23 protein-coding genes are annotated in these 25,562 nt (G+C 64.5%); 14 read left to right on the top strand and 9 right to left on the bottom strand.

Annotated elements, in window-relative coordinates:
* Window positions 1-14 precede the first annotated feature (14 nt).
* Together QCE63_RS31080 and QCE63_RS31075 are read left to right on the top strand one after the other, a co-directional pair.
* Window positions 15-980 carry a 2-hydroxyacid dehydrogenase gene (locus QCE63_RS31080; protein WP_309838397.1) on the top strand — a complete coding sequence of 322 codons (966 nt, stop codon included), beginning with the start codon at window positions 15-17 and terminating at the stop codon, window positions 978-980.
* Between the two features lie 201 nt (window positions 981-1,181).
* Window positions 1,182-3,239: an ATP-binding protein gene (locus QCE63_RS31075; RefSeq protein ID WP_309838395.1), complete on the top strand. Its 2,058-nt coding sequence runs from the start codon at window positions 1,182-1,184 to the stop codon at window positions 3,237-3,239.
* Between the two features lie 4 nt (window positions 3,240-3,243).
* On the opposite strand, the gene QCE63_RS31070 is transcribed toward QCE63_RS31075, so the two are convergent.
* Genes QCE63_RS31070 through QCE63_RS31060 form a run of 3 tightly spaced genes read right to left on the bottom strand, consistent with a single transcriptional unit; the run spans window position 3,244 to window position 7,049 of the window.
* Window positions 3,244-4,299: a serine hydrolase gene (locus tag QCE63_RS31070; RefSeq protein WP_309838393.1), complete on the bottom strand. Its 1,056-nt coding sequence runs from the start codon at window positions 4,297-4,299 to the stop codon at window positions 3,244-3,246.
* Between the two features lie 20 nt (window positions 4,300-4,319).
* On the bottom strand, window positions 4,320-5,612 hold the full coding sequence (locus QCE63_RS31065) for an MFS transporter (protein ID WP_309838391.1): 1,293 nt from the start codon (window positions 5,610-5,612) through the stop codon (window positions 4,320-4,322).
* 9 nt (window positions 5,613-5,621) lie between these two features.
* Window positions 5,622-7,049: a M20 family metallopeptidase gene (locus tag QCE63_RS31060; protein WP_309838389.1), complete on the bottom strand. Its 1,428-nt coding sequence runs from the start codon at window positions 7,047-7,049 to the stop codon at window positions 5,622-5,624.
* 121 nt (window positions 7,050-7,170) lie between these two features.
* Here QCE63_RS31060 and QCE63_RS31055 point away from each other — a divergent pair, with 121 nt between their 5' ends.
* Window positions 7,171-8,079, top strand: coding sequence for a LysR family transcriptional regulator (locus QCE63_RS31055; protein ID WP_309838387.1), 909 nt, complete (start codon window positions 7,171-7,173; stop codon window positions 8,077-8,079).
* Between the two features lie 3 nt (window positions 8,080-8,082).
* Here the strand turns inward: QCE63_RS31055 and QCE63_RS31050 are convergent, their stop codons facing one another.
* On the bottom strand, window positions 8,083-8,979 hold the full coding sequence (locus tag QCE63_RS31050; protein ID WP_309838385.1) for a LysR family transcriptional regulator: 897 nt from the start codon (window positions 8,977-8,979) through the stop codon (window positions 8,083-8,085).
* 112 nt (window positions 8,980-9,091) lie between these two features.
* Between QCE63_RS31050 and QCE63_RS31045 the strand changes: the two genes are divergently transcribed.
* Window positions 9,092-9,880 (top strand): alpha/beta hydrolase, encoded by a 789-nt coding sequence (locus QCE63_RS31045; RefSeq protein WP_309838383.1) that lies wholly within the window; start codon window positions 9,092-9,094, stop codon window positions 9,878-9,880.
* Between the two features lie 17 nt (window positions 9,881-9,897).
* Here the strand turns inward: QCE63_RS31045 and QCE63_RS31040 are convergent, their stop codons facing one another.
* Entirely contained in the window at window positions 9,898-10,497 is a 600-nt protein-coding gene (locus QCE63_RS31040; protein WP_309838381.1) for a TetR/AcrR family transcriptional regulator, read from the bottom strand.
* Between the two features lie 86 nt (window positions 10,498-10,583).
* On the opposite strand from QCE63_RS31040, the gene QCE63_RS31035 reads away from it, so the two are divergent.
* Window positions 10,584-11,438: an NAD(P)-dependent oxidoreductase gene (locus QCE63_RS31035; protein WP_309838380.1), complete on the top strand. Its 855-nt coding sequence runs from the start codon at window positions 10,584-10,586 to the stop codon at window positions 11,436-11,438.
* Window positions 11,439-11,477: 39 nt separating this feature from the next.
* Here the strand turns inward: QCE63_RS31035 and QCE63_RS31030 are convergent, their stop codons facing one another.
* Window positions 11,478-12,503, bottom strand: a complete 1,026-nt coding sequence (locus QCE63_RS31030) for a porin (protein WP_309838379.1) — start codon at window positions 12,501-12,503, stop codon at window positions 11,478-11,480.
* Window positions 12,504-12,798: 295 nt separating this feature from the next.
* On the opposite strand from QCE63_RS31030, the gene QCE63_RS31025 reads away from it, so the two are divergent.
* From QCE63_RS31025 to QCE63_RS31000, 6 genes are all read left to right on the top strand, one after another.
* The gene (locus QCE63_RS31025) at window positions 12,799-13,071 is read left to right on the top strand and encodes a hypothetical protein (RefSeq protein WP_309838377.1); all 273 of its coding nucleotides are present in this window, start codon (window positions 12,799-12,801) and stop codon (window positions 13,069-13,071) included.
* 210 nt (window positions 13,072-13,281) lie between these two features.
* Window positions 13,282-14,649, top strand: a complete 1,368-nt coding sequence (locus QCE63_RS31020; protein ID WP_309838376.1) for a hypothetical protein — start codon at window positions 13,282-13,284, stop codon at window positions 14,647-14,649.
* Window positions 14,650-14,726: 77 nt separating this feature from the next.
* Window positions 14,727-15,584 carry a formyltetrahydrofolate deformylase gene (purU, locus tag QCE63_RS31015; protein WP_309839358.1) on the top strand — a complete coding sequence of 286 codons (858 nt, stop codon included), beginning with the start codon at window positions 14,727-14,729 and terminating at the stop codon, window positions 15,582-15,584.
* A gap of 7 nt (window positions 15,585-15,591) precedes the next feature.
* Window positions 15,592-16,455, top strand: a complete 864-nt coding sequence (locus QCE63_RS31010) for a bifunctional methylenetetrahydrofolate dehydrogenase/methenyltetrahydrofolate cyclohydrolase FolD (protein ID WP_309838374.1) — start codon at window positions 15,592-15,594, stop codon at window positions 16,453-16,455.
* Window positions 16,448-16,843: a dihydroneopterin aldolase gene (locus tag QCE63_RS31005; protein ID WP_309838372.1), complete on the top strand. Its 396-nt coding sequence runs from the start codon at window positions 16,448-16,450 to the stop codon at window positions 16,841-16,843. Before QCE63_RS31010 ends, QCE63_RS31005 begins: the two co-directional genes overlap by 8 nt.
* A gap of 119 nt (window positions 16,844-16,962) precedes the next feature.
* On the top strand, window positions 16,963-17,844 hold the full coding sequence (locus QCE63_RS31000) for a LysR family transcriptional regulator (RefSeq protein WP_309839355.1): 882 nt from the start codon (window positions 16,963-16,965) through the stop codon (window positions 17,842-17,844).
* A 19-nt stretch (window positions 17,845-17,863) separates the two neighbouring features.
* Here the strand turns inward: QCE63_RS31000 and QCE63_RS30995 are convergent, their stop codons facing one another.
* The 3 genes from QCE63_RS30995 to QCE63_RS30985 form a co-directional block, all read right to left on the bottom strand.
* The gene (locus tag QCE63_RS30995) at window positions 17,864-18,274 is read right to left on the bottom strand and encodes a cupin domain-containing protein (protein WP_309838370.1); all 411 of its coding nucleotides are present in this window, start codon (window positions 18,272-18,274) and stop codon (window positions 17,864-17,866) included.
* Window positions 18,275-18,277: 3 nt separating this feature from the next.
* Window positions 18,278-19,714, bottom strand: a complete 1,437-nt coding sequence (locus QCE63_RS30990) for a methylenetetrahydrofolate reductase C-terminal domain-containing protein (protein WP_309838368.1) — start codon at window positions 19,712-19,714, stop codon at window positions 18,278-18,280.
* 241 nt (window positions 19,715-19,955) lie between these two features.
* Window positions 19,956-21,788, bottom strand: a complete 1,833-nt coding sequence (locus tag QCE63_RS30985) for a sulfatase-like hydrolase/transferase (protein WP_309838366.1) — start codon at window positions 21,786-21,788, stop codon at window positions 19,956-19,958.
* 346 nt (window positions 21,789-22,134) lie between these two features.
* Here QCE63_RS30985 and QCE63_RS30980 point away from each other — a divergent pair, with 346 nt between their 5' ends.
* The 3 genes from QCE63_RS30980 (at window position 22,135) to QCE63_RS30970 (ending at window position 25,561) form a co-directional block, all read left to right on the top strand.
* Window positions 22,135-23,415 (top strand): MFS transporter, encoded by a 1,281-nt coding sequence (locus QCE63_RS30980; protein WP_309838364.1) that lies wholly within the window; start codon window positions 22,135-22,137, stop codon window positions 23,413-23,415.
* 37 nt (window positions 23,416-23,452) lie between these two features.
* On the top strand, window positions 23,453-24,439 hold the full coding sequence (locus QCE63_RS30975; protein ID WP_309838362.1) for a protocatechuate 3,4-dioxygenase: 987 nt from the start codon (window positions 23,453-23,455) through the stop codon (window positions 24,437-24,439).
* 177 nt (window positions 24,440-24,616) lie between these two features.
* Complete coding sequence (locus QCE63_RS30970) at window positions 24,617-25,561, top strand: helix-turn-helix domain-containing protein (RefSeq protein WP_309838360.1); 945 nt, start codon at window positions 24,617-24,619, stop codon at window positions 25,559-25,561.
* Window position 25,562: the final 1 nt, after the last annotated feature.

The raw sequence follows: 25,562 nt of genomic DNA, 5'->3' as shown, positions 1-25,562 counted from the left end.
ATTCATTCCGAACCATGACCCGACCTATCATTCTCAATGCGGCCGACCTGCCCGAGTGGACTCATGAGGAGTTGAGAACGCTCTTCACGGTGCTCGACCTGCCCGACGATCCCGCCGCCGCACGCGCATTCCTGCAAGAGCAAGGAAGCCGGATTCGCGGCATTGCACTGCGCAAGACGAAGATCGATGCCGCTTTCCTCGATGCGCTTCCCTCACTGGAAATCATCTCGAGTTACAGCGCGGGACTGGATAACGTGGACATCGGCGCGGTGCGCGCGCGGGGGGTGAGCATCGAGAACACTTCGCACATTCTGGCCGAAGACGTGGCGAACGCGGCGGTGGGCCTGGCGCTGGCGCTTACGCGCGACTTCGTGAACGCCGATGCCTTCGTGCGCTCGGGTCAATGGCCCGTGCAGGGACAATACCGCTTGGGGCGCTCGATCTCGCGGATGAAGATCGGCATTGTCGGGCTGGGCACCATCGGCTCGGCGATCGCGAAACGCCTGCATGCCTTCGGCTCGCAAGTCGCGTATTTCGGGCCGAGCCGCAAGGCCGTCGAACTGCCCTGGTACGACGACGTGACCCGGCTCGCGCACGACAGCGACATGCTGATCCTCACGTGCCCGCTTTCGCCCGCGACCCATCATCTCGTGAATGCGGACGTGATTCGCGCGCTTGGGCCGGATGGTTTCCTCGTGAACATCGCGCGCGGTCCGGTAGTAGATGAACGCGCGCTGGTAGCAGCGCTGGCGGCGGACGGACTCGCGGGCGCCGCGCTCGATGTCTTCGAGCATGAACCCGAGGTTCCCGAGGCGCTCTTGCGTGACCGCCGACTGGTGCTGACGCCGCATATCGGTTCGGGCACGCAGGAAACGCGTCACGCAATGGCGGAGCACGTCGTGGATGCGCTCGCCAGACACTTCGGCATCGACGGGCCGCGCACCCGCGCAACAAGGGCGGCTTCGCTGCAAACCACGTAACGCAGGGCTTCGTGGCCGCTTGCAAATGCCGTGCGCTTTGGAAAGAAGGCGCGCGACATTCGCCCTAACATGCGGGCTGCCTGACATCGCCCGCTCCGCTTCGACGTTGTTCGCCGGCCTCGTCACGCCCAACGCCTGATGAACCCTGACCGGGTGGAAACCATGGACACGAGCGATCGACGATCTCCAGAATCGATTCCCGTGCCCCGGGATTGCGCCGATGCCGAAGCCATCCTGATGTCGCGCGAGCTGTCGTGCGAACTGAACCGCGCACAGCTCATCAAGAAGTTCATGCGTATCGCGGTGTTGCAACTGGGCGTGGAAAGGGCGGTCCTGATCCTGCTGATCGACGGCATCGCCGAAGTGGTGGCGGAGGCTGTGACCTTGCCGCAGGGCGTGGAAGTCAGCTGTCGCGCGAACGAAATCTTCAGTGCCTTGCTGCCGATGACGATCGCTCACACGGTCATGAACAGCCGTGAGCGCTTGCTGATCGAGCAACCTGAAGCCTTTCCCGACGATCCCTATGTGCAGGCCCATCATCCGAAGGCGGGCCTGTTTCTGCCGGTACTGAGGCAAGACCGTCTGGCCGGCATCCTGTACGCGGAGAACCGTTCGACGTCCGCGCCGATCGACCGCGCAAAGATCTCGCTGGTTGAAATCCTGGCGGCGCAGACCGCGGTGTCGATGGAAAACGCCCGGCTGTATGACGCGCTCAAGCAGGAGAATCGCGAGCGCACGCTGACCGCCGAACGCTTGCGGCGCAGCGAGGCGCTGCTCGCCGAAGGCCAGCGGATCAGCAAGACGGGCGCGTGGACCTGGAACGCCGACTCCGGCGACATGCAGTGGTCGGAACAGGTCTACGACATCTGGGGTCTACGTGCAGCCGACGGCACTCCCACCTTCGAAGCGCTGATGCAGCGCGTCCACGCATCCGACCGCGAGCGGGTCATCGGCTTGCATGCGCTCGCCATCATCAGCGAAGTGAAGGACGAAATCTACACGACCGAATTTTCGATCGACCGGCCCGACGGCGCATGGCGTCGCCTGCAGATCGTGTTGCGGCCATGGAGCCGGCCCGGCGAACGCCCGCGGCTTTACATCGGCACCACGGCGGATGTCACGGAACGGCGGCTGGCGGAAGACGCGCTCAAGCGCAGCGAGGCGCATCTCTCGGAGGCTCAGCGCCTGAGCAATATCGGCAGCCTGAGCTGGATGGTCGAGTCACGCATCCTGCATTGTTCCGCCCAGTGCCGCCGCATTCTCGACGTGGACGATAGCACCGACATCGAGATCGCGGATATCCTCGCGCGGATTCATCCGGAAGACATGGAAGGCGTCGCGGCCGCGTTCTTCCGCAACGAACCCAGCGACGACACGATCCAGCAGGAGTTCCGGTTGACGGTCAAATCAGGCGGGCTGCGCTATTTGCGCATGGTCGCGCGATCGATTCGATCGACGAGCGGGGCGGTCGACTATGTCGGGGCGCTCGCCGACGTCACCGAGTCCCGCAACGCGCAGAACGCGCTGATGGAAGCGCAGACCAACCTCACGCATGTGACGCGCCTGTCGGTGCTGACGGAACTGACGGCCAGCATCGCCGACGAGATGAAGCAGCTGCTCGCGAGCATCATCGCGAATGGCGAAGCGGGCTTGCGCTGGCTCGACCGGCTGTCGCCTTCGGTCGGCGACGCGAGCCGCAGCTTCGATGAAATCGTCAAGTCGGCGCAGCGCACCAATGGCGTCATCAACCGCATTCGCTCGGTCGCCCGCAAGAGCCGCGCGGAACGCAAGATGATCGATCTCGCCGATACCATCCATGACGTGCTGCCGCTCGTGCGTCAGGAACTCGACCGTCACGCCATTACCTTGCGTACCGCCATCGCATCGCATACGCCGATGGTCTGCGCCGACAACATCCAGATGCAGCAGGTCCTGATAAACCTCATCACGAACGCCATACGGTCGATCCAGCGTGCGTCAGGCGCCAGGAAGGACATCCTGATCACGCTGGATACCGTCGGCGACAGCTACTTCAGGGTCGCGGTCACGGATTCGGGCGCGGGGCTTTCGGTGGATGCGAGACAGCATCTCTTCGAGCCCTTCTTCACGACCGAACCCGAAGGGATCGGCCTGGGTCTGTCCATCTGCCGATCCATCGTCCAGGAACACGACGGCATGATCAATGCGGAAAACTGCCAGGAAGGCGCCCGCTTTTACTTCGACATCCCGCGTTGCCCGGTCCGCGAGGCCGCGCACTGAAGCGTCATCGGCGCAGCGGCTCCAGCGCCTCATGCACGAGGCCGAAGAATTCGCCGGCGTGCGCGGAGTCGAGCCAGCGCACGATGAGCGCGAGGCGGCTTTGCGGCTCGATCCACATGAACGAACTGCCCGCGCCCACGCCGAAATAGCTCGATGCCGGCACGCGCGGGAACATCTTCTGCCCGCTGTTGAGCCACACGAGATAGCCGTAGTAAGGCGCGAGCGCCACCGGCGTGCGCATGCGCGCGATCCATTCCGCCGACAGCACGCGCCGCCCGTTCGAGACGCCTTCGTCGAGCAGCATCTGCGCGATCTTCAACTGATCGTTCGCGCTGATCGACACCCCCGCGCCCCAATGCGTGCCGCCGGGCACAGACTGCATGCGCTTGCCGTCGATCTCGGTCCACGCGTGGTCGTAGCCCGCCCAGTTCCAGTTGCCGGAGAGGCCGCAAGGCTCCGCAATGGCCGCACGGAAGACTTCCGGCAGCGGCTCGCGAAACAGATGCAGCAGCGCCAGCGAAAGCTGGTTGATGCGCACGTCGTTGTATTCCCAATACGTGCCCGGCGTGTTCAACGGCCGGCGCTCGCCCTTCTTGCCGGCGGGCGGGTCGCCGAACGTGACCGCGCGATAGTGGTCCGCCTGATCGGAGAGACCAAAGCATTCGCCGGTCCATTCGCTCGTCTGTTGCAGCAAGTGCGTCCAGGTGACCTGCGCGTTGTGCGCATCGTCGAAGCCGACGCCGCGAATGCGTTCGCGCACGGGTTCATCGGGATCGGGCAGCAGGCCGCGATCGAACGCGACGCCCGCGAGCAGCGCGAGGTAGGTCTTGGCGATGCTGAACGTGAGGTCCGCGCGATCCGGCTCGCCCCAGCTGGCGATGAGCTTGCCATCGAGGGCGATGGCCCCCGACACGCCGCCGCGATCGTGCACGGGACCCAGCAGCCGGTTCCACGGCGGCGGATCGTTGACATGCACGCCCCAGTTGCCGTTGACCTTGCGATCCCAGGTAGATTCATGGTCGATCGAAAAGCGGATCGCGCGTTGCAAAGCCTCATTCATGCTGCTGACTCCTTCAATACTCAACGAATGTTCAGGCGCCGCTTTGCCCACACCAGGGTGAACAGGCTCAGCACGGCCGCGATCATCAGATACAGGCCGGGCGCGAGATTGTTATGCGTCACGGCGATCAGCGAGGCCACGGCGAGCGGCGTGAAGCCGCCGAACACCGTGGTGCCGATGTTATAGCCGAAGGCCATGCCGGTCGTGCGCGTGGCGGTGGGGAACAGCTCGGCCATCAGCGCGGGGATGGGCGCGAAGTAGGTGGCCTTGAGCAACGCGACCCAGACGACGGCGGCGATCAGCGTCGGCAGCGAAGGATGCGCATTCATGAACACGAAGGCCGGATACACGGTCAGGAAGAAGACCACGCCGGTCGTGATCATGATGCGATAGCGCCCATACTTGTCCGACAGATGCCCGACCACCGGCACGAGCACCATCATGATGAAGCCTGCCGTGAGCGTCGCGATGAAGCCCGACGCAGGCGACAGCCCGAGTTGCCGCGTCGCGTAGGTCGGCATGTAGAGCAGCATGTAGTTGGCCGTGGTCGTGAGGACCAGCGAGCCGACCGAGACGAGCAGCCGCTCCTTCTGCGTCGCGAGCATCTCACGCACCGGCGAGGCGAGCTTCTCCGCCTGCTCGAACTCCGGCGTCTCGTCCATGCGGCGGCGGATATACAGCCCGATCGGACCGATCAGCATGCCGAACAGGAACGGAATGCGCCAGCCCCAGCCTTCGAGTTGCGCGGGCGTCAGCGTGCTTGTCAGGACCGCGCCGAACAGCGAGGCGAGCAGCGTGCTCGCGCCCTGGCTGGCGAACTGCCAGCTCGACATGAAGCCGCTGCGTTTCGGGTTGTGCTCGACGAGGAAGGCTGTCGAACTGCCGAACTCGCCGCCTGCCGAGAAGCCTTGCAGCAGGCGCGATGCGAACACGAGGATCGGCGCCGCGATGCCGATGGTCGCATACGGCGGCATCAGCGCGACAATGCCCGTGCCGACCGTCATCATCGCGATGGACAACGTCAGCGCGGCCTTGCGGCCGTGGCGGTCGCCGTACGAGCCGAGCACGAGCGCGCCGACGGGCCGCGCGAGATACGACAGCGCGAAGGTGCCGAGCGTCAGCAGCAGCGAGACCGTATGGTTCTGCGCGGGAAAGAACAGCTTCGAGAGAATCCCGGCGAAGTAGCCGTACACGACGAGGTCATAGAACTCCAGCGCATTGCCGATCGAGGTCGCGACGATGAGCCGCGCAATCTTGCTCTGCTCGGCCTGCCTGGAGGCGGCCTGGGTCATGCCGACGGAATCAGTGCTCATGAAGAAGCCTCACTTCGCTTGGCGGGGAAGATGAAACGCGGGATTGATCGCGGCTGCGTCGCCTTCGCGCGCACCGAGATCCCAGAACAGACCGGCCATGATGCGCAGGCCCTCGGCGGCGACGGGTCCAAGCAGATGCTCGTCCGGCGCATGCTGCGAGCAGCCGGGATACGAATGCGGCACCCAGAGTGTGGGCATGCCGAGGATGTCGGCGAAGACGTCGTTGGGCAGCGTGCCGCCAAGATTGGGCAGCAGCACGGGCGTAGCACCCGTGGTCTCGGTGAGCGAGCGCAGCGCCCACTGCACCCAGGGATTGTCGGGATCGACGCGCGTGGCGGGCATGCCGCGTTCGATCTCGACTTCGACCATCGGAAAGCCGTGCGCGTCGAGATGGCGGCGCACGATGTCGCGCAGATTGAGCCAGTCCGTGCCGACGACAAAGCGGATCTGCATGTGCGCGAAGGCGCGGTCGGGAATCGCGTTGACGGGCTTCTCGGGGTTGCCGGTCTTGAAGGCCAGCACTTCGATGTTGTTCCAGCCGAACACGCGTTCGGCGGGCGTGAGTCCGGGCTCGCCGTAATCGGCATCGACTTCCGGTTCGCCCGGATTGCCGCCCACTTCAATGTCCTGCAACGCGCGCCGCACCGAATCCGGAATCGGCGGCGGACGCAGTCCTTCGATCAGGATCTTGCCGCGTGCATCGACCATCGAGGCGATCGCATTGGCGAGCACCACCGCCGGATTGCGCAGCAGTCCGCCCCAGTTGCCCGAATGATGCGCGCCATCGCGCAGCTTCACGTCGAGCCGGAAATTGAGGACGCCGCGCGAGCCGAGGAACAACGTCGGCCGATGCGCGGCGAGACGCGGACCGTCTGAGGCGATCAGCACGTCGGACGCGAGTTCGTCGCGCAGTTGCTCGCAGAGGGCCCACAGCCCCGGCGAACCGACTTCCTCGCCGGTCTCGAACAAGAGCTTCAGATTGAAGCCGAGCTTGCCGCCGCGTGCGTCGAGCACGGCCTTCAGGGCGGCGAGATTGATGCTGTGCTGGCCTTTGTTGTCGGCGGTGCCGCGTCCGTACCAGCGCTCGCCTTCCACCTTCACCTCCCATGGCGAGAGGCCCGCGCGCCATTGCGCGTCGTAGCCGCGCACGACGTCGCCGTGCCCGTAGCTCAGCACAGTGGGCAGTTCGTCGCTCTCGTGCCGGTGCGCGATGAGGAACGGCCCGGCGCCTGCGTGCGGATTCTCGGCGATGCGGCAGGTGAAGCCCCATGCGTCGAGCGTCGGCATCAGGTCGTCGCTGAGATAAGCGCGCAGACGTGCGTCGCTGTCGGCCTCCTGACTGTCGGTGCGATGCGCGACGCGGCGCTGCAGGTCTTCGAGGAACGCGCCCGAGTCGAAATGGCGGGCGGCAAGCTGAATGGCGGTATCGCGGCTCACGTCGTCTCTGTCCAGTAGGTTCGATGACGAGCCATGCTGACCTCGCCGATATTTCTGAACAATTACAATATTTCACTGCGACCGTTGCCATTTCGGCAAGGTGATTACGTTCTGAAAGCTCATGGATCAGACTGCTTTGCGCTATTTCCTCGAAGTCGTCAAAAGCGGTTCGCTGAGCAAGGCGTCCGAGCGATTGTTCGTGGCGACCTCGGCGTTGAGCCGGCAGATCGGCAAGCTGGAGGAACAAGTGGGCACGCCGCTGTTCGAGCGGCGTCCGCGCGGCATGGTGCTCAACGACGCAGGACGTTTGCTCGCGAATCACGCAAGGCGCAGCCAACTGGAGGAAGAACGCGTGGTCGAGGAGATCATGGGACTCAGCGCCAGCGGCCGCGCGACCATCCGGATCGCGGCTTCAGAGGGCGTCGCGCCGGATTTCCTGCCGCAGCTTTTCGCGCATTTCCGCACTACGCATCCGCGTGCGCACTTCGCGCTCGATGTCTCGGCGCCGTCCATCGCGACCCAGCGCGTGCGCGACGGCACGCACGACATTGCCGTGTGCTTCAGCATGGCGCCCGAAGAAAACGTGCAGGTTCACTATGCGCAGCGCGCGCCGGTTTATGCATTGATGCGGCGGGGTCATCCGCTGGCCTCGCAGTCGATGCTGTCGCTTGCCGATCTGCTGAAGTGGCCGCTCGCGATGCACAGTCAGGGCGTCACGCTGCGGCAACTGTTCGACATTGCATGCAGTCTCGAAGGACTGGTGTTCGAGCCGGTGTTCACCAGCAATTACCACGTGGCGCTACAGAGCTTCGTGCGGCGTACCGATGCGATCACGCTGACGGGGTACGTCACGGTGCGCGGCCGGCTGGATACCGACGGACTCGCGGCGATCGCGTTGAGCAATCCCGAACTGCATCAGCGCAGTCTGCAAGTGCAGACGATGGCGGGACGGCTTCTGCCGCAGCCGGTGCAGGCGTTCGTCGAGTTGCTGAAGGAGGCGATCGATAAACCGGAGGTGGTTGGGGCGTGAACTTCACGCCCACCGCTCCCACGGCGTTTCAGCAAGACAGTCGACGAAGCGCCTGACCTTGACCGGTATGCGCCGCGCGCTCGGATAGACCGCCTGGATCGCGAGATCGGACGTGTGATAGTCCGGCAGCAGCGCGATCAGATCGCCGCGCGCAATCGCCTCGCCGAATACGAAGGCCGGACCATACGCGATGCCCGCACCGGCCAGCGCGGCCGCCAGCAGCATCTGCATGTCGTTGGCCGCCATGCGGCACGGGCCGTCGATGACATGCGCGCGCTGGTCCGCATCGAGCAGCGTCCAGTCGTTCGCCGACACGGCTTCGCTGAAGGCAAGGCGCGGCGCTTGCCGCAAATCGTCGGGATGGCGCGGCGTGCCGTGCTGCCTGAGCCACGCCGGCGAAGCACACACCACCATCCGGCACGGCGCGAGCTTGCGCGTCACGAGTTGCGGATCTTGCAGACGTCCGATGCGGATGGCGACATCCACGCCCGCCTCGATCAGATCGATGTAGCGATCCGCCAGCTGCACTTCCACGCTGACGTGCGGATGAGTCTCCAGAAAGCGCGCCAGCACGCCGCTCAGATGCAGCGCGCCAAAGCTCACGGGCGCGGCCACGCGCAACACGCCGCGCGCGTGGCCTTGAGCGTCGCTGGCTTCGCTATTCGCCTCGTCGTAGGCCTCGAGAATGCGCCGGGCACGCTCGTAGTAAGTCTGGCCGATGTCGGTCAGGCTCAGGCGCCGGGTGGTCCGTTGCAGCAGGCGCGCGTTCAGTTCGGCTTCGATGGCGCTGACGTGCTTGCCCGCCATCGCCGCCGATAAGCCAAAACGGCGCGCAGCCGCAGCCAAGCTGCCTTCCTCCACCGCAGCGACGAATACGCCGAGGCTCATGAGCCGGTCCATTTGCGCTCCCATTCGATAGCATCATTATCGACTACCGATCTGGAAGCGGCAATTATCAAGCCGGACGATTGATTCCAGAATGCAAGCTCAACGTCTGAAAAAGGATCGAATCATGGACATCGACACGAACGGCGTGCGAATTCACGTCGAGGAACAGGGCGACGGTGCGTTCGCACTGGTGTTCCTGCATTACTACGGCGGCTCGTCGCGCACCTGGGATGCGGTGACCGGCGAACTGAGCAAGCGCTTTCGAACCGTGGCGACCGATCATCGCGGCTGGGGCGCTTCCGGCGCGCCCGCCGACGGCTATCGCATCGCCGACCTGGCGGCCGACGCAGAAGGCGTCATCGACGCGCTGCGCCTGCAACGCTACGTCATCGTCGGCCATTCTATGGGCGGCAAGGTTGCGCAACTGATCGCATCGCGCAGGCCGCGCGGGCTCGAAGGCCTGGTGCTCGTCGCACCTTCTCCGCCGACGCCGACCATTCTCCCCGACGAACAGCGCGCGACCCTGGCCGGCGCGTATCAGTCGCGCGAAGCGGTGGAGTTCGTGATCGAGCACGTGCTGACCGCAAGACCGCTCGATGCCGCGCAGCGCGAGCAGGTCATCGAGGACAGCCTGAAGGGCGCGCGGCAGGCCAAACTGGCGTGGCCGAACGTGGCGATGCGTGAGGACATCGGTGTGACGGCGGGTGCGATCGATGTGCCGGTCATCGTCGTGTGCGGCGAACTCGATCAAGTGGACCGCCCCGACACGCTGCGCGAGGAACTGATGCCCCGCATCCCGCAGGCCACGATGCACATCCTGCCGGGCACGGGACATCTTTCGCCGCTGGAAGCGCCCACCGAACTGGCGGCAATCATCGCGAGTTTTGCGGAAGCGGTCGAGGACAGCCGTTAGCACACGCGCCGGCGTGGTTACGTGAGCAACGCGTGCAGTCCCGCCGCAGCCGCCTTCGCGACCTTCACGAGCCGCGTCGCGCTCATGCCCTCACGCGCGCATCCCGACAAGCCCGACATCACCACCGACACATAGTCCGTCGCGGCATTCGCCTGACGCGGATGCGTCTTCGCGACAAACTTGCGGATCTGCGCGCGGCGACGTTCAGCAGCCTGTCGCGCAAGCGCGGCGCTTTCGCTGTCGCCGTTGCCGCGCGCGCTTTCCAGCACGAGGCAGCCGGTGCATTCAGGATCGCGTGCATAACGCCGGGCCGCGCGTTCCAGCAGGTCCGCAAGGGCCTCGGCAGGCGGCCGGTCCTCGCGCAGGATCTCCGTCAGCGCGAGTTCGCTGTCCGCATAGCGCGCAAGCACGTGCTCGAAAAACGCCGCCTTGCTGCCGAACGCGGTATAGAAGCTCGGCGGCGTGACGCCGAGCGCATCCGTCAGCGCGCTCAGGCCGACGGCATCGTAGCCCGCCGCATGGAACATGCGCTGACCCATCTCTAGCGCCGCGTCGGGATCGAAGGCGCGTGGACGTCCCCGCCCCGGCTTCGCTTCCCTTTTTAAAATAGTGGTCACTATCAAAACTCCTTGCAGACCGGTTTTGTGAAATATATAGTGAGCACTAGTTTAATTCAAGCTGCTCGACCAACAGGAGCCAAGCCATGGAAATCGGCATGATCGGACTGGGCGCGATGGGACGCGCCATGGCGCGCAATCTGGCGCGCGCGGGACACACAGTGAAGGCGTGGAACCGTTCGGGCGGATCGGTTGACGACGTCACGATGGTGGCATCGCCCGCTGAAGCCTTCCAGAGCGACGCCGTGTTTACCATGCTCGCCGACGACGACGCCATCCGCTCCACACTGCTCGCTCCCAATGTGCTTGCTCACGCAAGGCCCGGGCTGGTGCATGTGCTCTCATCGACGATCTCGGTGGCATTCGCGCGCGAGCTGGTCGCGGCGCACGAGGCAGCGGGCATCGCTTATGTTTCCGCGCCGGTGCTAGGACGTCCGGACGTGGCGGCGAAAGGCGAGCTCAACGTGCTGGCCGGCGGACCGCCGGATGCGTTGGCGAAAGTGCGTCCGCTGCTCGAAGTGATCGGCGGACGCATCTGGGACATGGGCGATCACGCCCCCACCGCGAACGCCGCGAAGATTGCCTGCAACATGATGATCACGATGGCGATCGAAGCGATGGCCGAAGCCGTCGTGCTGACCGAGGCCAACGGACTGCCGCGCGAACGCTTCTTCGACGTGATCCTGAATACACTGTTCGGCAGCCGTTCGTATCAGGTCTATTCGGCGAACATCGCGAACGAAAACTACGAGCCCGGCTTCAAGGCGACGCTCGGGTTGAAGGACTTGCGGCTTGCATCGGAAGCCGCGGACGATGCAGGCCGCATGCTGCCGATGCTGGCCGCCGTGCATGGCCGCATGCGAGAGACCGTCGAGGCGGGCTTCGGCGAGCGGGACTGGTCGGCCATGGCGGCATTCACGATTGCTGCGGCGGGTAAGTGATCGAAGCGGGCGGCTTGCATCAACGCCCAGGGCGCGCCATCAGAACTTGTGCGTCATGCCGATGATGATGCCGCGTGCCGTCGCACCGGGCGTCACCGGGATGCCTGAGTATTCCGTGCCTTCGAGTCCGTGCGTCGCCTGGTTGCGATTATCGACGAGACCGGCCAGCGCGTAGAGGGTCGAGCGCTTCGACAGAAAATACATATAGCCGAGGCCGACCTGCTGCGCGTTGTTGCCGTTGCCGCTGCGATCATGCAAATAGCCATACATCAGCGCGACTTCGTTCGCCGGATTCAGCAGCACGGACGCCGACGCCGTATAGATGGCGACGTCCAGACTGTGATCGGACTGCTTCTCGGTCGTGTAGACGAGGTGAAAGCGCGCGGCATCGAAGCGCAGCGATGAAGCCAGCGTGAAGTTTCGCTGAATGGACGTACCCGCTGCGTTGGCCTGCTGCTCGTAGCCTGCCGCGAGGTGCAACGGACCGTTGATGTACTTGAACACCGCGTTGTACAGCTGGAGTCCGTTGGATGGCTTGGTGGTCGAGTCCCGCATGGCCACCATGAACTGCGCTTCGAAACCCCGGTACTTCGGCGTGAAGTAGGTGAGCGCATTGCTGGCGCGCACCGAGACGTCGGCCAGATCGCTGAATGAAGAGGCGATCGACTTGCCGGCGATCGGGTCGAGTTCGCCATCGAGAAACAGGTATTGCGGCTTCTTCTGACGTCCGACGCGGAATTCCCCGAAGTTACCCGACATGCCGACCCATGCGAGGCGGTTGAACGCTTCGCCCGCAACTTGCGGAGCGCCGGTGAACGCGGAGAAGCCTTGCTCCAGCTGAAAGTTGACATGGACTCCACCGCCGATGTCCTCATGCCCGATCATGCCGTACACCGTCGCGAACAGGCCGCCCGATGACGCGCGCACGACATGTCCCGCGCCGCCATCCTGATACTCGATGCCGTTATCGACGACGCCATAGAGCGTCACCGAGGTTTGCGCGTGGGCGTCATGCAGCGCGCCGAGGGAAACGAGCGCAGAAGCCGCGAGAAGAGCCTTTTTCATTTGTCTCCGGAGTTTTTATCGTCATTGGGCAAGCGAACCGTTCGATGCGGTTCTGTCTCGTGCCTCGCCGGTTCCGCAGCAATGCACATGTAAGGAGGTTATTCGGTGCGCCTGCTGCGGTCCCTGCACAAAGCATGGATTCGCTGGTACTTTTGTCTTGACCTAGGGAATACACGGGGATGTAACGTTGCGCGGCGCGGCATGGCGGCTTTGACAGGCCGCCGTCAGCCTGACGCAAGCACGCGAAGTCTAAGCTGTATAAGGCGTCTGGCCTCTCGGAAGAAGGAGAAGAAAGATGAGGGCGACCATTGTGCTGTTGACTCTTTCAGGCTGGCTGGCGGCGTGCGCCGGACCGTCCACGGCTTCGCTGCCGGGTTCGCAACTGAGCGCCGTGCAGTGTCAGGATCTCGCCGCCATCGGCGAAAACATGCCGCCGGAACGCGCGCGTCTGAAAAGCGAACTCGCGGCGCTCGCCGATGTCGGCTACGACCCGGTGTCCGAGATGGATACTTATCCCGAGTCCTATCAGGCGGCGCAGCAGCGCGTCAATCAACGCTGCCGGATGTGACGTAGCGCCTCGCTCAACCCGCCCCCGACCCCGCGCGGATCGATTCGATCGATTTCCGCAAGCTAAGTGTGCGTCCCGCACGCTTTTTCCGCGATTCCCTTGTTCGTAAGATCTCGTCAAGCGCTGTGCTACGGCGTCGACTCGCTGTCAGCAGCATGGCAATGCATGACAGGCGAGACGAAATCCCTCCACGACCAAGGAAATCATCACATGACCGAATCGAAGACCGAGAGCCTGGAAACGGCGATCCAGCGTGCCGGCAGCGCCGTCGAACTGCTGCGCAACAGCCAGCGTCGCGCGTTTTCGCATGGCACCGTGTCCGGCCAGTTCACCAACTGGCAGAGCGAAGTGAATGCATGGCGTGATGGCGTCGGCTTCATGGATCAGTCGCATCACATGGTCGACCACTACGTCAAAGGACCCGGCGCGTTCGATCTGCTGTCCAGCCTCGCGGTCAACAGCTTCAAGAACTTCAAACCCGGCATGGCGAAGCAGTTCATCGCCACCACGCCGGACGGCCATTATCTTGGCGACTGCGTGCTGTTCTATCTCGAAGAAGAGCTGTTCAATCTCGTAGGTCGTCCGACGGCGCTCGACTGGGTCCAGTATCACGTCGAGACCGGCAAGTGGGACGTCACGACGGAGCGCGATCCGCAGTCGATGGACCGCGGCGGACGCCCGCCGGTCGTGTACCGCTACGAGCTTCAGGGACCGCTTGCCGGCCCGCTGGTCGAGAAACTGACGGGCCAGCCGCTTCCCGACGTCAAGTTCTTCGGCATGACGGACTTCCAGATCGCGGGGCATCGCGTGCGCGCGCTGCGTCATGGCATGGCGGGCGCGGTGGGCTTCGAGATCTTCGGGCCATGGGCCGAAGGCGAAGCGATTCGCGACGCGATTCTCGCGGGCGGAGAAGAGTTCGGCCTGCTGCGCGTGGGCTCGACTGCCTACTCCACGGCCAATCTCGAATCCGGCTGGATCCCCGGCCCGCTGCCCGCGATCTTCAGCCAGGACGAACTGAAGGGCTATCGCGAGTGGCTGCCTGCCAGAGCGGCCGGCAGTCTCGCGGGCAGTTTCGATTCAAAGGACATCGCCGATTACTACGTGACGCCGCTCGATCTCGGCTATGAACGCATGGTGGCGTTCGATCACGACTTCGTCGGCGCCGAGGCACTGAAGGAGCACGCGAAGGGCAGGCGCAGAAAGAAGGTCACGCTCGTGTGGGATGCGCAGGACATGGCGCGCGTGGTGTCGTCGGCATGGACGGATGGCCCGAAGCACAAGCACTTCAACATGCCGAAGGCGCGCTACGGCCTGTATCAGATGGATGAAGTGCGAGTGGGCGGCCAGCGCGTGGGCATCTCGATGGACTGCGGCTATATCGCGAACGAACGCAAGATCGTGTCGCTGGCCGTGATCGACGAGGCCTACGCCGAGACGGGCGCCGAGGTGACCGTGCTATGGGGCGAGAACCCCGTTTCCACCAAGCCGCAGGTCGAGCCGCACGAGCAGACCTCGATCAAGGCAGTCGTCGCACCCGCGCCCTATGGCGCGCATGCGCGCAACACGTACCGCAAGTAAGCGGGACGAGCGGCATGACGGCCCGGCGCGTCCGGGCCGTCAATGCGACGATCACCTTCGAGATGAGCGAGTCTGTTGTGACTGAAACCTGCATCCTTACCCTTCAATGCGATGACCGTCCGGGACTCGTCGCGGCGGTCAGCGCGTGCCTGGCCGCGCACGGCGGCAACATCGTCGCGGCTGCGCAATTCAACGACCGCGCGTCGAACCGGTTTTTCATGCGCACGGAATTCGACGTTCCGGATGCGGACCTCCTCGGTGCGATCGAGCGTGATATTGGCGGCATCGCGCGTCCTGCCGGCATGCAATGGAAGCTCCGCCGCAAGGCCGCGCCCGTGAAGGTGCTGTTCCTCGTGAGCAAGCTGGATCATTGCCTGGGCGATCTTCTATACCGGCGTCGCATCGGCGAACTGGCGATGGATGTGGTCGGCATCGTGGGCAATCATCCGCGCGAGGCGGTCACGATCTCGCTGAGCAGCGGCGTGCCGTATCACCATCTGCCGGTCACGCGGGACACGAAGCCGCAGCAGGAAGCGCAGATTCGCGGGATCGTCGAGGAAACCGGTGCCGAGCTCGTCGTGCTCGCGCGCTACATGCAGGTGCTCTCGGACCGGATGGCGGGCTTTCTCGCGGGCCGCTGCATCAATATCCACCACTCGTTCCTGCCGGGCTTCAAGGGCGCCAAGCCCTATCATCAGGCGCACGCGCGCGGCGTCAAGATGATCGGCGCCACGGCCCATTACGTGACCGCCGATCTCGACGAAGGCCCGATCATCCATCAGGATGTCGAGCCCATCACGCATGCCGACGAACCCGATGACCTCGTGCGCAAGGGCCGCGACATCGAGCGGCGCGTGCTGTCGGAGGCCGTGCGGCTGCATGTCGAGGACCGCGTGCTGTTGTCCGGCAGCAAGACCATCGTGTTCCGGGACTGAGGCGAACGTGGCTGTCATCATTCAGGGAAAGCAGATCGCACGCGAGCTGTGCGACACGATCGCGCGCGAGGCCGGGGCGTTTCGGTGGGAGCACGATCTTCCGCCTGCGCTGGCCGTCGTGCTCGTGGGCGATCATCCGGCGAGCGAAGTCTATGTCCGGCAGAAAGTGATCGAATGCGGGAAGGCGGGGATTCGCTCCGAGGAGTACCGGCTGCCGGGTTCAACGCAGCAGACGGAGCTGCTTGAACTCATCGGGCGGCTGAATCGGGACGACAAGGTGCATGGGATCCTCGTCCAGCTGCCGTTGCCGGAACATATCGACGCCGTCCGCGTGCTGGACGCCATCGCACCGGACAAGGACGTGGACGGTTTCCATCCGGTCAATGTAGGCCGCCTCTCGACGGGCAGCGACGGGCTGGTTCCGTGTACGCCGCTCGGCTGCATGATGCTGCTCGATACCGTGATCGACGAACTGCGCGGCAAGCACGCGGTGGTCATCGGCAAGTCGAACATCGTCGGCAAGCCGGTGGCGCTGATGCTGCTCGAACGCGAATGCACGGTCACCGTCACGCATATCGCCACGCAGGGCCTGCCCGAGATCGTGCGCGGCGCGGATATCGTCGTCGCGGCGGCGGGCGCGCCCCGGCTCGTGCGCGGCGACTGGATCAAGCCGGGCGCCGTGGTCATCGACGTGGGCATCACGCGCCAGCAAGGACCGGATGGCAGGACGCGGCTCGTCGGCGACTGCGCCGCGAACGAGATGGATCATGCAGCCGCGGTGACGCCGGTGCCGGGCGGCGTCGGTCCCATGACCATTGCCTGTTTGTTGAGCAACACCTTGAAGGCGGCACGGAGGCTCGCTCATGGATGAACTCGTGTGCGCGCCGTGCGTGGAGGAAGCCGAGGCGTCGTGTCAGGTCCGGCTCAACGATATGGAAGTCATGGCCGACATCGGCGTCTATGAAAGCGAGCAGGGCATGCCGCAGCCGCTTCTGATCGACGTTGCCGTAACCGTGCTGCCGCCTTCGCGGGACGATCTGTCCCATACCTTCGACTACACGCGCGTGCGGGCCTATGCGCTCGAACTCGCGGGGCAGCGCATCGCGCTGATCGAGACCTTCGCGTTGCGGCTCGCGCGCCTGTGCCTGGCCGAGCACGGCGTGCTTCAGGCCGAGGTGCGGATCGGCAAGCCGCGCGCCGTGCCCGGTTGCCTCGCCAGCACCTGCGTGACGCTGCGCAAGGACAAGCGCCGGTTTTAGTATCATGCAAGGCGCTTGCTTGGAAAGAAGGCGGTAGCCCACGGTCTTTCGATTCAATCGATCCCGGTTCACGGAGCCTGCCGCATCCATGCCGGCTTCAGGAGAAAGAATTGGATCGGATGAATGCAATGCAGGCTTTTGTCGAGGCGGTGAAGCAGCGCAGCCTCGGCGGCGCGGCGCAGCACCTCGGCATCTCGCGAACGCTCGTCAGCCGTCACATCCAGGCACTCGAAGACGAACTCGGCGTGCGCCTGATGAACCGGACTACGCGCTCCCTGTCCCTGACCGAAGCAGGACAAAGCTACTACCACTTCTGCGACGACATCCTCACGCGCGTCGAGGAAATGGACCGGCAGATATCGTCGGAAGCGGCGGAGGCGCGCGGTGAAATCTCGGTGCTCGCGCCGAAGTGGCTGCAGGCGCCCATCACCCATCTGCTGACCGCGTTCGCCAAACGCCATACGGAGATCCGGCCGCGCCTCGTGCTCGGCGGGGTCGCGCAAACGGCGTATGGCTTTCTGGAGCAGGGCTGCGATATCGCCTTGCATACGCGGCCCATACCGGATAGCCGCATCATCGCGCGGCGCATCGCGGACATACCTTATTGCCTGTGCGGCTCCGCTGACTATCTCGCGACCGCCGCGCCGCTGACGCATCCGACGGATCTCGCGAAGCATGCCGCACTGGTGCATTTCGCTTACCACACCTGGCAGTTCGAGCAGGGTGGACGCGAGGAACGCTTTCAGCCGACGCCCGCTTTCTCCACCAACACATTCTCCGCATTGCGCGACGCCGCAGTCGACAGCCTCGGGCTGTCCTTGCTGCCGGTGCCGCTGGTTCGGGACGACCTCGCGCAAGGGCGGCTGCGTGCCGTGCTGCCCGAATGGACGCCGTTCGGGCAGACTCTGTATGTGGCAATCGCGCCGGGCAGCGGCGTGCCTGCGAAGGTGACGCTCCTGATGAACTTCGTCGTCGAATGGTTCGGCAAGCATCCGTTGTAGCCCTGGCCGAAGCCTGCACTCAATCGCTCGCGTTGAGCACGAAAGGACTGTGCGGCGAATACCCCGGCGAGAGCGTGCAGCCGAACAAGGTCCAGTCGCCGAGACTGCGGCAGGCATGCCAGAAATGCGCGGGCACGGCGAGCTGCGGGCGCTGACCTGCCGACAGATCGCAGCCGAGCAGACTGACTTCATGCATGCGGCTGCCGTTCGTCACGATCATCTCGGCGGGCGCGCCCAGGTAGTAATGCCAGACCTCGATGCCTTCCAGCTTGTGCAGCGGCACGGGTTCGTCGCCGGCCAGCAGGACGTACATCGAGGACAGCCGGGGCGGTCCCCACGCTTCGCCGTCGGCATAGTGCGGGGCGTACCAGCCCGCCAGATGATGCCGCTCCATGCCGAACAACCGGATGATGTCGCGCAGGCTGTTCATGCCTTACGACACCGCTTCCACATCGCGCGCCGGCGTGCGCAGTCCGGCTTCCACGATGATCTGCGCCAGCACGTCCTCGTTCCGGTAGCCCATCAGATGAACGCCGGCCACGCCTTCGATACCGCGTATGCGCTGAATCGTCTCGATGCAGAAGCGCTTCCCTTCGAGCCGCTGATCGGCGGCCGCGCCGATGCGCTCAGTCACGGACAGCGGCACGTTCACGCCGGGCACGTGATCGGCCATCCAGCGTAGCGCCTTGGCCGTGGACAACACCCCCACGCCGACGATGATCGCCGCACGCCGATGCAGTCCGCGTGCGCGCACGGCGTGCATGAACTGCTCGAGCCGTTCGATATCGAAGCAGAACTGCGTCTGGATGAACTGCGCGCCGGCGTCCACCTTGCGTTCCAGATTGGCAATGCGTTCGGCATACGGCGGCACGAAGGGGTTTGCGGTGGCGCCGAGGAACAGGCGCGGTGCGTGTTGGAGCTTGCGGCCCGATGCATATTCGCCGCGCTCGCTCATGCCCTTCAGCGTGTGCAGCAGATTGACCGAATCGAGATCGAAGACGGGTTTCGCGCCGGCATGATCGCCCTTGGAGACGTCGTCGCCGGTGAGGCACAGCACATTGCGGATACCGAGCGCCGCCGCGCCGAGCACGTCGCCTTGCAGCGCGATGCGGTTGCGGTCGCGGCAACTGACCTGACTGACGGGCGTGTAGCCGGCGGCGTGCAGCAGGGCGCTGGCGGCCGCGCTGGACATGTGGCAGTTCGCGCCCGCACCGTCCGTGATGTTGATGGCATCCGTGAGGCCGCGGAACACGGCGGCTCGGTCCAGCAGCGCGCGGGGATCGGCGGAGTCGGGCGGCGAGATTTCGACCGTGACGATGAAGCGGCTGCGCTCGCGGCACAGCGTCGCAAACGGGTTGTCGACGGGATCGTCCTGAACGCGCGGCGCTTGCGTCGCTGATGCAGCGGCCGGAACTGGCATGGCCTTGGGCGGCGCGATCATCGGTATCCAGGTCGATCTGCCAGTCAGGCGATAGTCGCGCGGCGCCGCACGCCGGGTCCATGTGCTCGTGTGTCCCGGAAGAATGCGCGCATCGCCTTCGGTTGCATCGACCCAGGTGCAGCGGCGTTCGGGGCGGACTTCGCATTGACCGTCCAGGCGCACGCCGCCGCACGGTCCGTTGCGCATGCCCTTGGCGCAGCCCGTCGGACACGCCATGCCCGTCACTGAGAGGCCGCATTGACCGCACATCTGACAGTCGAAGAACGCGCGCTTGGCGGCACGTTCGATCGGCAGGACGACCGCTTCGAGTCTTTGAACGCCGATCTTCTCCGCTACCGGCGCGAGCCGCGGCGCCATCCGTTCGAACAGGCCATACAGTCCGCGCATGCCGCGCGCATGCTTCAACGACCAGCGGCGCAAGGTCTTCATCGCGGACTCGTCGACGAAAGCCGGCGAGCGTTACCGGCGCGCTGTTCACGAGGTGAATCGGTCATTGCATGTCCCCCATACGAGTCTTCGGATCGTCTTGCTCCACGGTCGCGAATGGCATCGCGTTCGGAGGAGCCTTCAAGATCTTATGCCTCGGCCGCATGGGGAAAAAGCACGTGAGCCGCACACTTAGCTTGCGCAAATCGGCTGAATCGCAGCCGCTTCAGTGCGCCGATGCGGCTCAGGCGTGCTTGCTGAAATGCATCTGGATCTTGCCGTCGCGAATGGGCAGACTATCGATCGAATCGATGCCGACTTCCCGTGCAATCGCGCGATTGAGCTTGTCGTTCATGGCGAGCAGCAGTTCGCCGTGGCGCACGCGGTCCAGCGCGAGATTGCGCATTTCGCCGGGATCGTCCGCGAGGTCGTAGAGCTCGACATCGTTCCTCGCAAACAGCGCTTCCAGCGAGGTTGGTTCGTTGAAGGCCATCAGCGAGAAGTAGCGGCTGAAGCGGTAGCGGCCGTCGAATACGCTGCGAATCGCGCCACGCAACGCGAAGTCCGGTGTCATCGAGCGCGCGTGCGCTTCCCGCTGTTCCTGCGTCATGCCCTTGTCGTGCAGCGTCTTGAGCTCGTTGAACATCCATTCGCTGTCGTAGAACGTGAGCATCGAATAGTTGAACAGCGCCGCTTCGCGCAGCGTGTTTGCCTCGGCCGCTTCGGGACGGCTCAGGAGGTGCGCGAAACTGTGCCCTTTCGCCTCCGCTCCGGCCATGCGCGCAATCTCCGCTTGAGGCAGTCCGGTGAGCCCGAGCAGGGTCGGCGCAACATCGATATGCGAGGTCACGGCCTCGCAACGCCTGCCGCCGGGATACGCCGGATGCGCAATGATGAAGGGCACGTGATTCTGCTCGCGGTACGCGCTCGCCCCCTTGCCCACCAGTTGATGCGCGCCGACATGATCGCCATGATCGGACGTCATCACGACGATGGTGTGGTCATCGAGGTCGAGCGACTTCAGCGTGTCGAGCAAGCGCACGATATGCGTGTCGCAATCGCGCATGCAATTGAAGTAATAGTCCTGATACGTCCGCACGCGCTGATCCGTGAACGGAAACCGGCCGACCGTGTTGCCGCTCGCGGCCAGATACATGCGGTGCGCGTCCGGCCGGCCGGGTTCGTCGTAGGGCTGACGCCGCGAGGCGGCCAGCGGGACGCGGTTCCAGCTGACTTCATAGAGCGCGTCGCGCGGCGGACGCCGGTTGCCGCGCAGAGGCTTTGGCGTGTTCTGCAGCGACGAGCCGGGCGGGTCCGTGTCGAGAAACATCACATCGTGCGGATTGACCAGATTCACCGCGAGAAACCACGGCTTGCCCTCGCGTTGCAACGCCGGGGCGCGCGTGCGCATCCAGGTGACGGCGGATTCGGTCGTCATGCCGTCGTAGGTGTAGCCGCCGCGCTCTTCGCCAATCAGGTCGCCGACGCCGAGGTAATCGTCGAAGCCGTAGCGCTTCATGGTTGCGTTGTAATCGGCGAGGGGCGCGTCATACGGCGAACGGGTCTTGTGCAGGCTCCCGCTCAGATGCCACTTGCCGAGATACGCCGTGGCGTAGCCCGCGTCCTTCAGCATCGTGCCGACCGTGCGGATGCCCGTCGTCATGTCCGGCTGCCAGGGCAAGCCCGCGTTGTCGAACACGCCGGTATGCTGGATGTGCTGACCGGTATAGAGCGTGGAACGCGACGGCGAGCATACGCACGATGCAATCTGATGCTGGGCGAAGACCGTGCCGCGCCGTGCAAGGGCTTCGCGTCCCGGCACGGCGAACGGCCAGCGCTCGAAGTAGTGTTCCTGATCCGTCAGGATGAAGAGAATATTGAAGCCGGGCGGCGGTGTATCCGGTGCGGACAACGCGGCGTGTTCGCCAGGCGGTGACGGAGACGCGGCAGCCATGCCGTGCTTCATGCCCGCCAGCGCCAGGGCCGAGCCGGTGAGCTTGAGGAAACCGCGCCGGGACGTGGCGTCCTCCGGCGGCAGTGTGGCCTGCATGCGGCCGGAAGCTGGCTTTCTGGACAAGCGTGTCTCCCTGATCTGGCGCCTGAGTCGGCGCGAACGACCAGCGAGCATAGTCGATGCAGCAGCGGCCGTCCCTGCACGAAAGCAGGGTTCGCCAGGATTTTTCTGGTCACCGCCTCCGGATTGCTCGTGAAACCGCGACGCGCGCAAAAAGTGCCATCGAAACTCACTTTTGTGTAGGGACAGCCACCGTGGCCTTCCCTATGCTGGGCACATTCGACGTCATCTATCCTGACGCTTTCCGTGATGCCGGGCCGCAAACCCTGCCCAGGCCCGCGATTCAGGCGTGACATGTCCCTACGGCAGCCACGCGCGAAGTTTCAATCAAACATAAGAGACAAAGCATATGGAGACAACCGACCCCGGTCGATCAGGCGTGTCGTACCGCTTCAGCGTGCTCGCGCTGCTGGCGCTGGGCGTGCTGATCGCCTATATCGATCGCACGAGCATTTCGGCCACGCTGGCGCATCCGGACTTCATCCGCCACTTTGCACTCGACGACCTCGATCGCGGCTGGATCAACGCGGCATTCTTCTGGTCCTACGGCGTGTTCCAGGTGCCGATGGGCTGGGTCGCCGACCGCTACGGCGTCAAATGGCCGTATGCGATCAGCTTCGCGCTGTGGTGCGTCGCAACCGCGCTGATGGGCGCCGTGACCGCGCTGGCCAGTCTCGTGGTGATGCGGCTCATCATCGGCGCGGCTGAAGCCATCGTGATTCCGGCCAGCTATCGCTGGATCCGCAACAATTTCGACGAAAGCCAGAACGGCCTCGCCGTCGGCCTGCTCGCGATGGGCAACAAGTTCGGCCCCGCGTTCGGCGCGCCGCTGGGCGCGTGGATGATCGTCAATTACTCGTGGCAGGCGATGTTCATCGGCACCGGGCTGGTCGGGCTGATGTGGCTGCTGCCATGGCTCACGATGGTGCGCAGCGACTATCCGGCCAAACCGGAAGTCATCCGCTCGCATATCAGCGCGCGCACCGTGACGCTCGGCAATATCCTCAGCAGCCCGGTGGTGTGGGGCGGCATCATCACCAACTTCTGTTACGGCTATTTCACGTTCTATTGCATGACGTGGATGCCCGCGTATCTGGTCGAACAGCGCCATCTGTCGATCTCCCGTTCCGGCGTGTTCACGTTCTTCAGCTTCGCGGGCATCGCCATCGTCGCGTTGGTGGCCGGCTGGGTCGCGGACCGCGTGATCGCGGCCGGCCGCAATCCGATTCTCGTCCGCAAGGTCTTCACGGTGACCGGTTTCCTCGGCGGCTGCACGGTGCTGCTCGGCGCCTATGCGGACACCGTGCAGATGGCCTTGTTCTGGAACGTGCTGTCGCTGTCGCTGCTCGGACTCGTCACCGCCAACAATCTCGTGCTGTCGCGGCTCACGCTGATTCCGAAACAGGCTATCGGCCTCGTCACGGGCATTCAGGGCGTCGCGACGAGCCTGGCCGGCGGCGTCACCGCGAGCCTGTCCGGCTGGCTCCTTCAGGTCAGCGGAAGCTATCGCCTGCCGATGCTCATCATTCTCGTTTTCCTCGTCGTCGGCGCACTGGCGACGGCCTTCCTCTATCGCCCCGAATGGGCGCCCCGGGTGAGCGAACCTGAAGGCGAGCTGCACCAGGCTTGAACACACACAAGATCGTCAATTCACAGAAAGGGCATTCATGGCGAAAATCGTATTCGGAATGGCCGTGCCGCACAGCGGCATGCTCGGGCAGGCGCCGGAAGACTGGCTCAAGAACGGCGAGCGCGACCGCAACAATCCGGAACTCTGGTTCCGCAACCGCACGTGGACGTATCCCGAACTCGAAGCGCATCGCGAAGCGGCTTTCGAGCCCTTCCTGACGCTCGAGGAGCGCACCGCGCGCGCAGCGCGCTGCCGCGTCGCGCTCGACAAGATGGCGGCGGCCTACCGTGAAGCGAACATCGACGTCGCCATCATTCTCGGCAAGGACCAGAAGGAAATCTTCACGGACTTTTCGCCCTCCATTGCCATCTACAGCGGCGCGGAAGTGCACAACGGTCCGCCGCAGCGCTCGGTGTATGCGCCGGATCATCATGTCGTGCATCCATGCCATCCGACGCTGGCGACTTACCTGATCGACTACTTCCAGCGCGAGAACTTCGATCTGACCGACCTGTTCGCGTGGCCCGACAACGTCTGGATGAAGCCGTTGCCCGACTATCCCGTCGCGCCGCATGCCTATAGCTTCGTCTATCACCAGATCATGGGCGACGAGCCGCCGCCGCACGTGCCCGTCATCATGAACTGCTTCTATCCGCCGACGCAGCCTTCCATGTCGCGCTGCATCGAGTTCGGCCGCGTGCTGCGCGATGCGATCGCCGCATGGCCGGAAGACGTGCGCGTGGGCATCTTCGCGTCGGGCGGCCTGTCGCACTTCGTGAACGACGAGGAATTCGATCAGCGCATCATGAAGATGCTGGCCGCCTACGACTACGACGGTCTCGCCGCCGTGGACGACCGCTCGTATCAGTCGGGCACGTCGGAGATCAAGCTCTACGTGAGCGTGATGAAGGCCGTCGAGGAAACCGGCGCGGCGATGACGCTGGTCGATTACGTGCCCTGCTGGCGCACGGCGGCGGGCACCGGCGAAGGCATGGGCTTCATGTACTGGAAGGGCGTGGAATAACGCGCGGGCCGGGTAAGCCGCAGGCGCCCGGCGAGGCGATCCGTGCGACACTTCAGCCCTGCGCGAACCTTCTTCGTCTGATCCAGTCGGACGAAAGGCATGGCCACCGCCGCAACCTGCGCGCGGAACTGGAACACGAGGCCGGCCAGGGCATGGCCGGCCCGCAAGGAGACATCGATGACGCAGGGTGCCTCGGGGAAACCGCCCGCCAGGACCTTCGCCGACCCAACGCTCAAGACCGTTCCGAAGGTGCGGCTCTATGTGGAGCGGCCTGAAGAAAAGCAGTGGTTCGTCCATGTGGGCCACGTCACGGACCGCGGCCGCTGGCGTACGGAGCCGCACGCGCATCCCGAGTATGGGCAACTGATCTTCGTGCGCAGCGGCTGCGGCGTGATGAATCTCGAAGGCCGCAATGTGCCGTTCGAAGGCCCCTGCGCGTTGTTGCTGCCCACCGAATGCGTACACGGTCTCGACTATCAGCACGATGCTGACCGCTGGGTAGTGACGATCGAGGTGTCCTACCTCGCCCAGGTCAATGCGCGGCTCGATGATTTTATCGCGCTGTGGTCGGCGCCCCGCGTCATTTCATTCGCGGGCACGCGCGACGGCGGCGCCGAGTTTCACAGCCTCGTCGGGCGTCTCAAGGAAGAAGCCGAATCCGATGCCATGGGGCATATCGTCGGCACAGAGTCGCGCCTGACCTTGCTGTTGCTCGAACTCGTGCGCGAAGCCCGCCTCGACGAGACCGCCGCCGAATCGGGCACACGCAACGACGTTCGCGTGGTGGAGCGCTTCCGGAAACTCATCGACGAGCATTTCCGCGATAACTTCGCGCTGCAGGACTATGTGTCGATGATGGCGATCTCGCTCGTGCAACTGCGCACGGCGTGCGCGTCGGCGGCCGAGCAGAGTCCGACCAAGCTCATTCACGCGCGCATCATCACCGAAGCCAAGCGCAATCTGATCTTCGGCGATCTCTCGGTGGAACAGATTGCGTTCGGCCTCGGTTTCGCCGATGCCGCGTACTTCACCCGCTTCTTCCGCCGCGAAACCGGACAGGCGCCCAGTCAGTTCCGTGCCGCCGCGCGCTTGCAGCACGCGCCGAAGTCGGTCACGTCCTGAG

The organism is Caballeronia sp. LZ065 (assembly GCF_031450975.1).
Classification (GTDB): Bacteria; Pseudomonadota; Gammaproteobacteria; order Burkholderiales; family Burkholderiaceae; genus Caballeronia.
Note: the sequence above shows the minus strand (reverse complement) of the source record. Positions and strands in the feature narration are given on the sequence as shown.

What these genes read in the sequence shown, in the direction of transcription:
- QCE63_RS31080 (WP_309838397.1), top strand. Translation starts at nt 15, where the DNA reads ATGACCCGACCTATCATTCTCAATGCGGCCGACCTGCCCGAGTGGACT.
- QCE63_RS31070 (WP_309838393.1), bottom strand. Translation starts at nt 4,299, where the DNA reads ATGAATGAGGCTTTGCAACGCGCGATCCGCTTTTCGATCGACCATGAA.
- QCE63_RS31065 (WP_309838391.1), bottom strand. Translation starts at nt 5,612, where the DNA reads ATGAGCACTGATTCCGTCGGCATGACCCAGGCCGCCTCCAGGCAGGCC.
- QCE63_RS31055 (WP_309838387.1), top strand. Translation starts at nt 7,171, where the DNA reads ATGGATCAGACTGCTTTGCGCTATTTCCTCGAAGTCGTCAAAAGCGGT.
- QCE63_RS31050 (WP_309838385.1), bottom strand. Translation starts at nt 8,979, where the DNA reads ATGGACCGGCTCATGAGCCTCGGCGTATTCGTCGCTGCGGTGGAGGAA.
- QCE63_RS31045 (WP_309838383.1), top strand. Translation starts at nt 9,092, where the DNA reads ATGGACATCGACACGAACGGCGTGCGAATTCACGTCGAGGAACAGGGC.
- QCE63_RS31035 (WP_309838380.1), top strand. Translation starts at nt 10,584, where the DNA reads ATGGAAATCGGCATGATCGGACTGGGCGCGATGGGACGCGCCATGGCG.
- QCE63_RS31030 (WP_309838379.1), bottom strand. Translation starts at nt 12,503, where the DNA reads ATGAAAAAGGCTCTTCTCGCGGCTTCTGCGCTCGTTTCCCTCGGCGCG.
- QCE63_RS31025 (WP_309838377.1), top strand. Translation starts at nt 12,799, where the DNA reads ATGAGGGCGACCATTGTGCTGTTGACTCTTTCAGGCTGGCTGGCGGCG.
- QCE63_RS31020 (WP_309838376.1), top strand. Translation starts at nt 13,282, where the DNA reads ATGACCGAATCGAAGACCGAGAGCCTGGAAACGGCGATCCAGCGTGCC.
- QCE63_RS31005 (WP_309838372.1), top strand. Translation starts at nt 16,448, where the DNA reads ATGGATGAACTCGTGTGCGCGCCGTGCGTGGAGGAAGCCGAGGCGTCG.
- QCE63_RS31000 (WP_309839355.1), top strand. Translation starts at nt 16,963, where the DNA reads ATGAATGCAATGCAGGCTTTTGTCGAGGCGGTGAAGCAGCGCAGCCTC.
- QCE63_RS30995 (WP_309838370.1), bottom strand. Translation starts at nt 18,274, where the DNA reads ATGAACAGCCTGCGCGACATCATCCGGTTGTTCGGCATGGAGCGGCAT.
- QCE63_RS30990 (WP_309838368.1), bottom strand. Translation starts at nt 19,714, where the DNA reads ATGAAGACCTTGCGCCGCTGGTCGTTGAAGCATGCGCGCGGCATGCGC.
- QCE63_RS30980 (WP_309838364.1), top strand. Translation starts at nt 22,135, where the DNA reads ATGGAGACAACCGACCCCGGTCGATCAGGCGTGTCGTACCGCTTCAGC.
- QCE63_RS30975 (WP_309838362.1), top strand. Translation starts at nt 23,453, where the DNA reads ATGGCGAAAATCGTATTCGGAATGGCCGTGCCGCACAGCGGCATGCTC.
- QCE63_RS30970 (WP_309838360.1), top strand. Translation starts at nt 24,617, where the DNA reads ATGACGCAGGGTGCCTCGGGGAAACCGCCCGCCAGGACCTTCGCCGAC.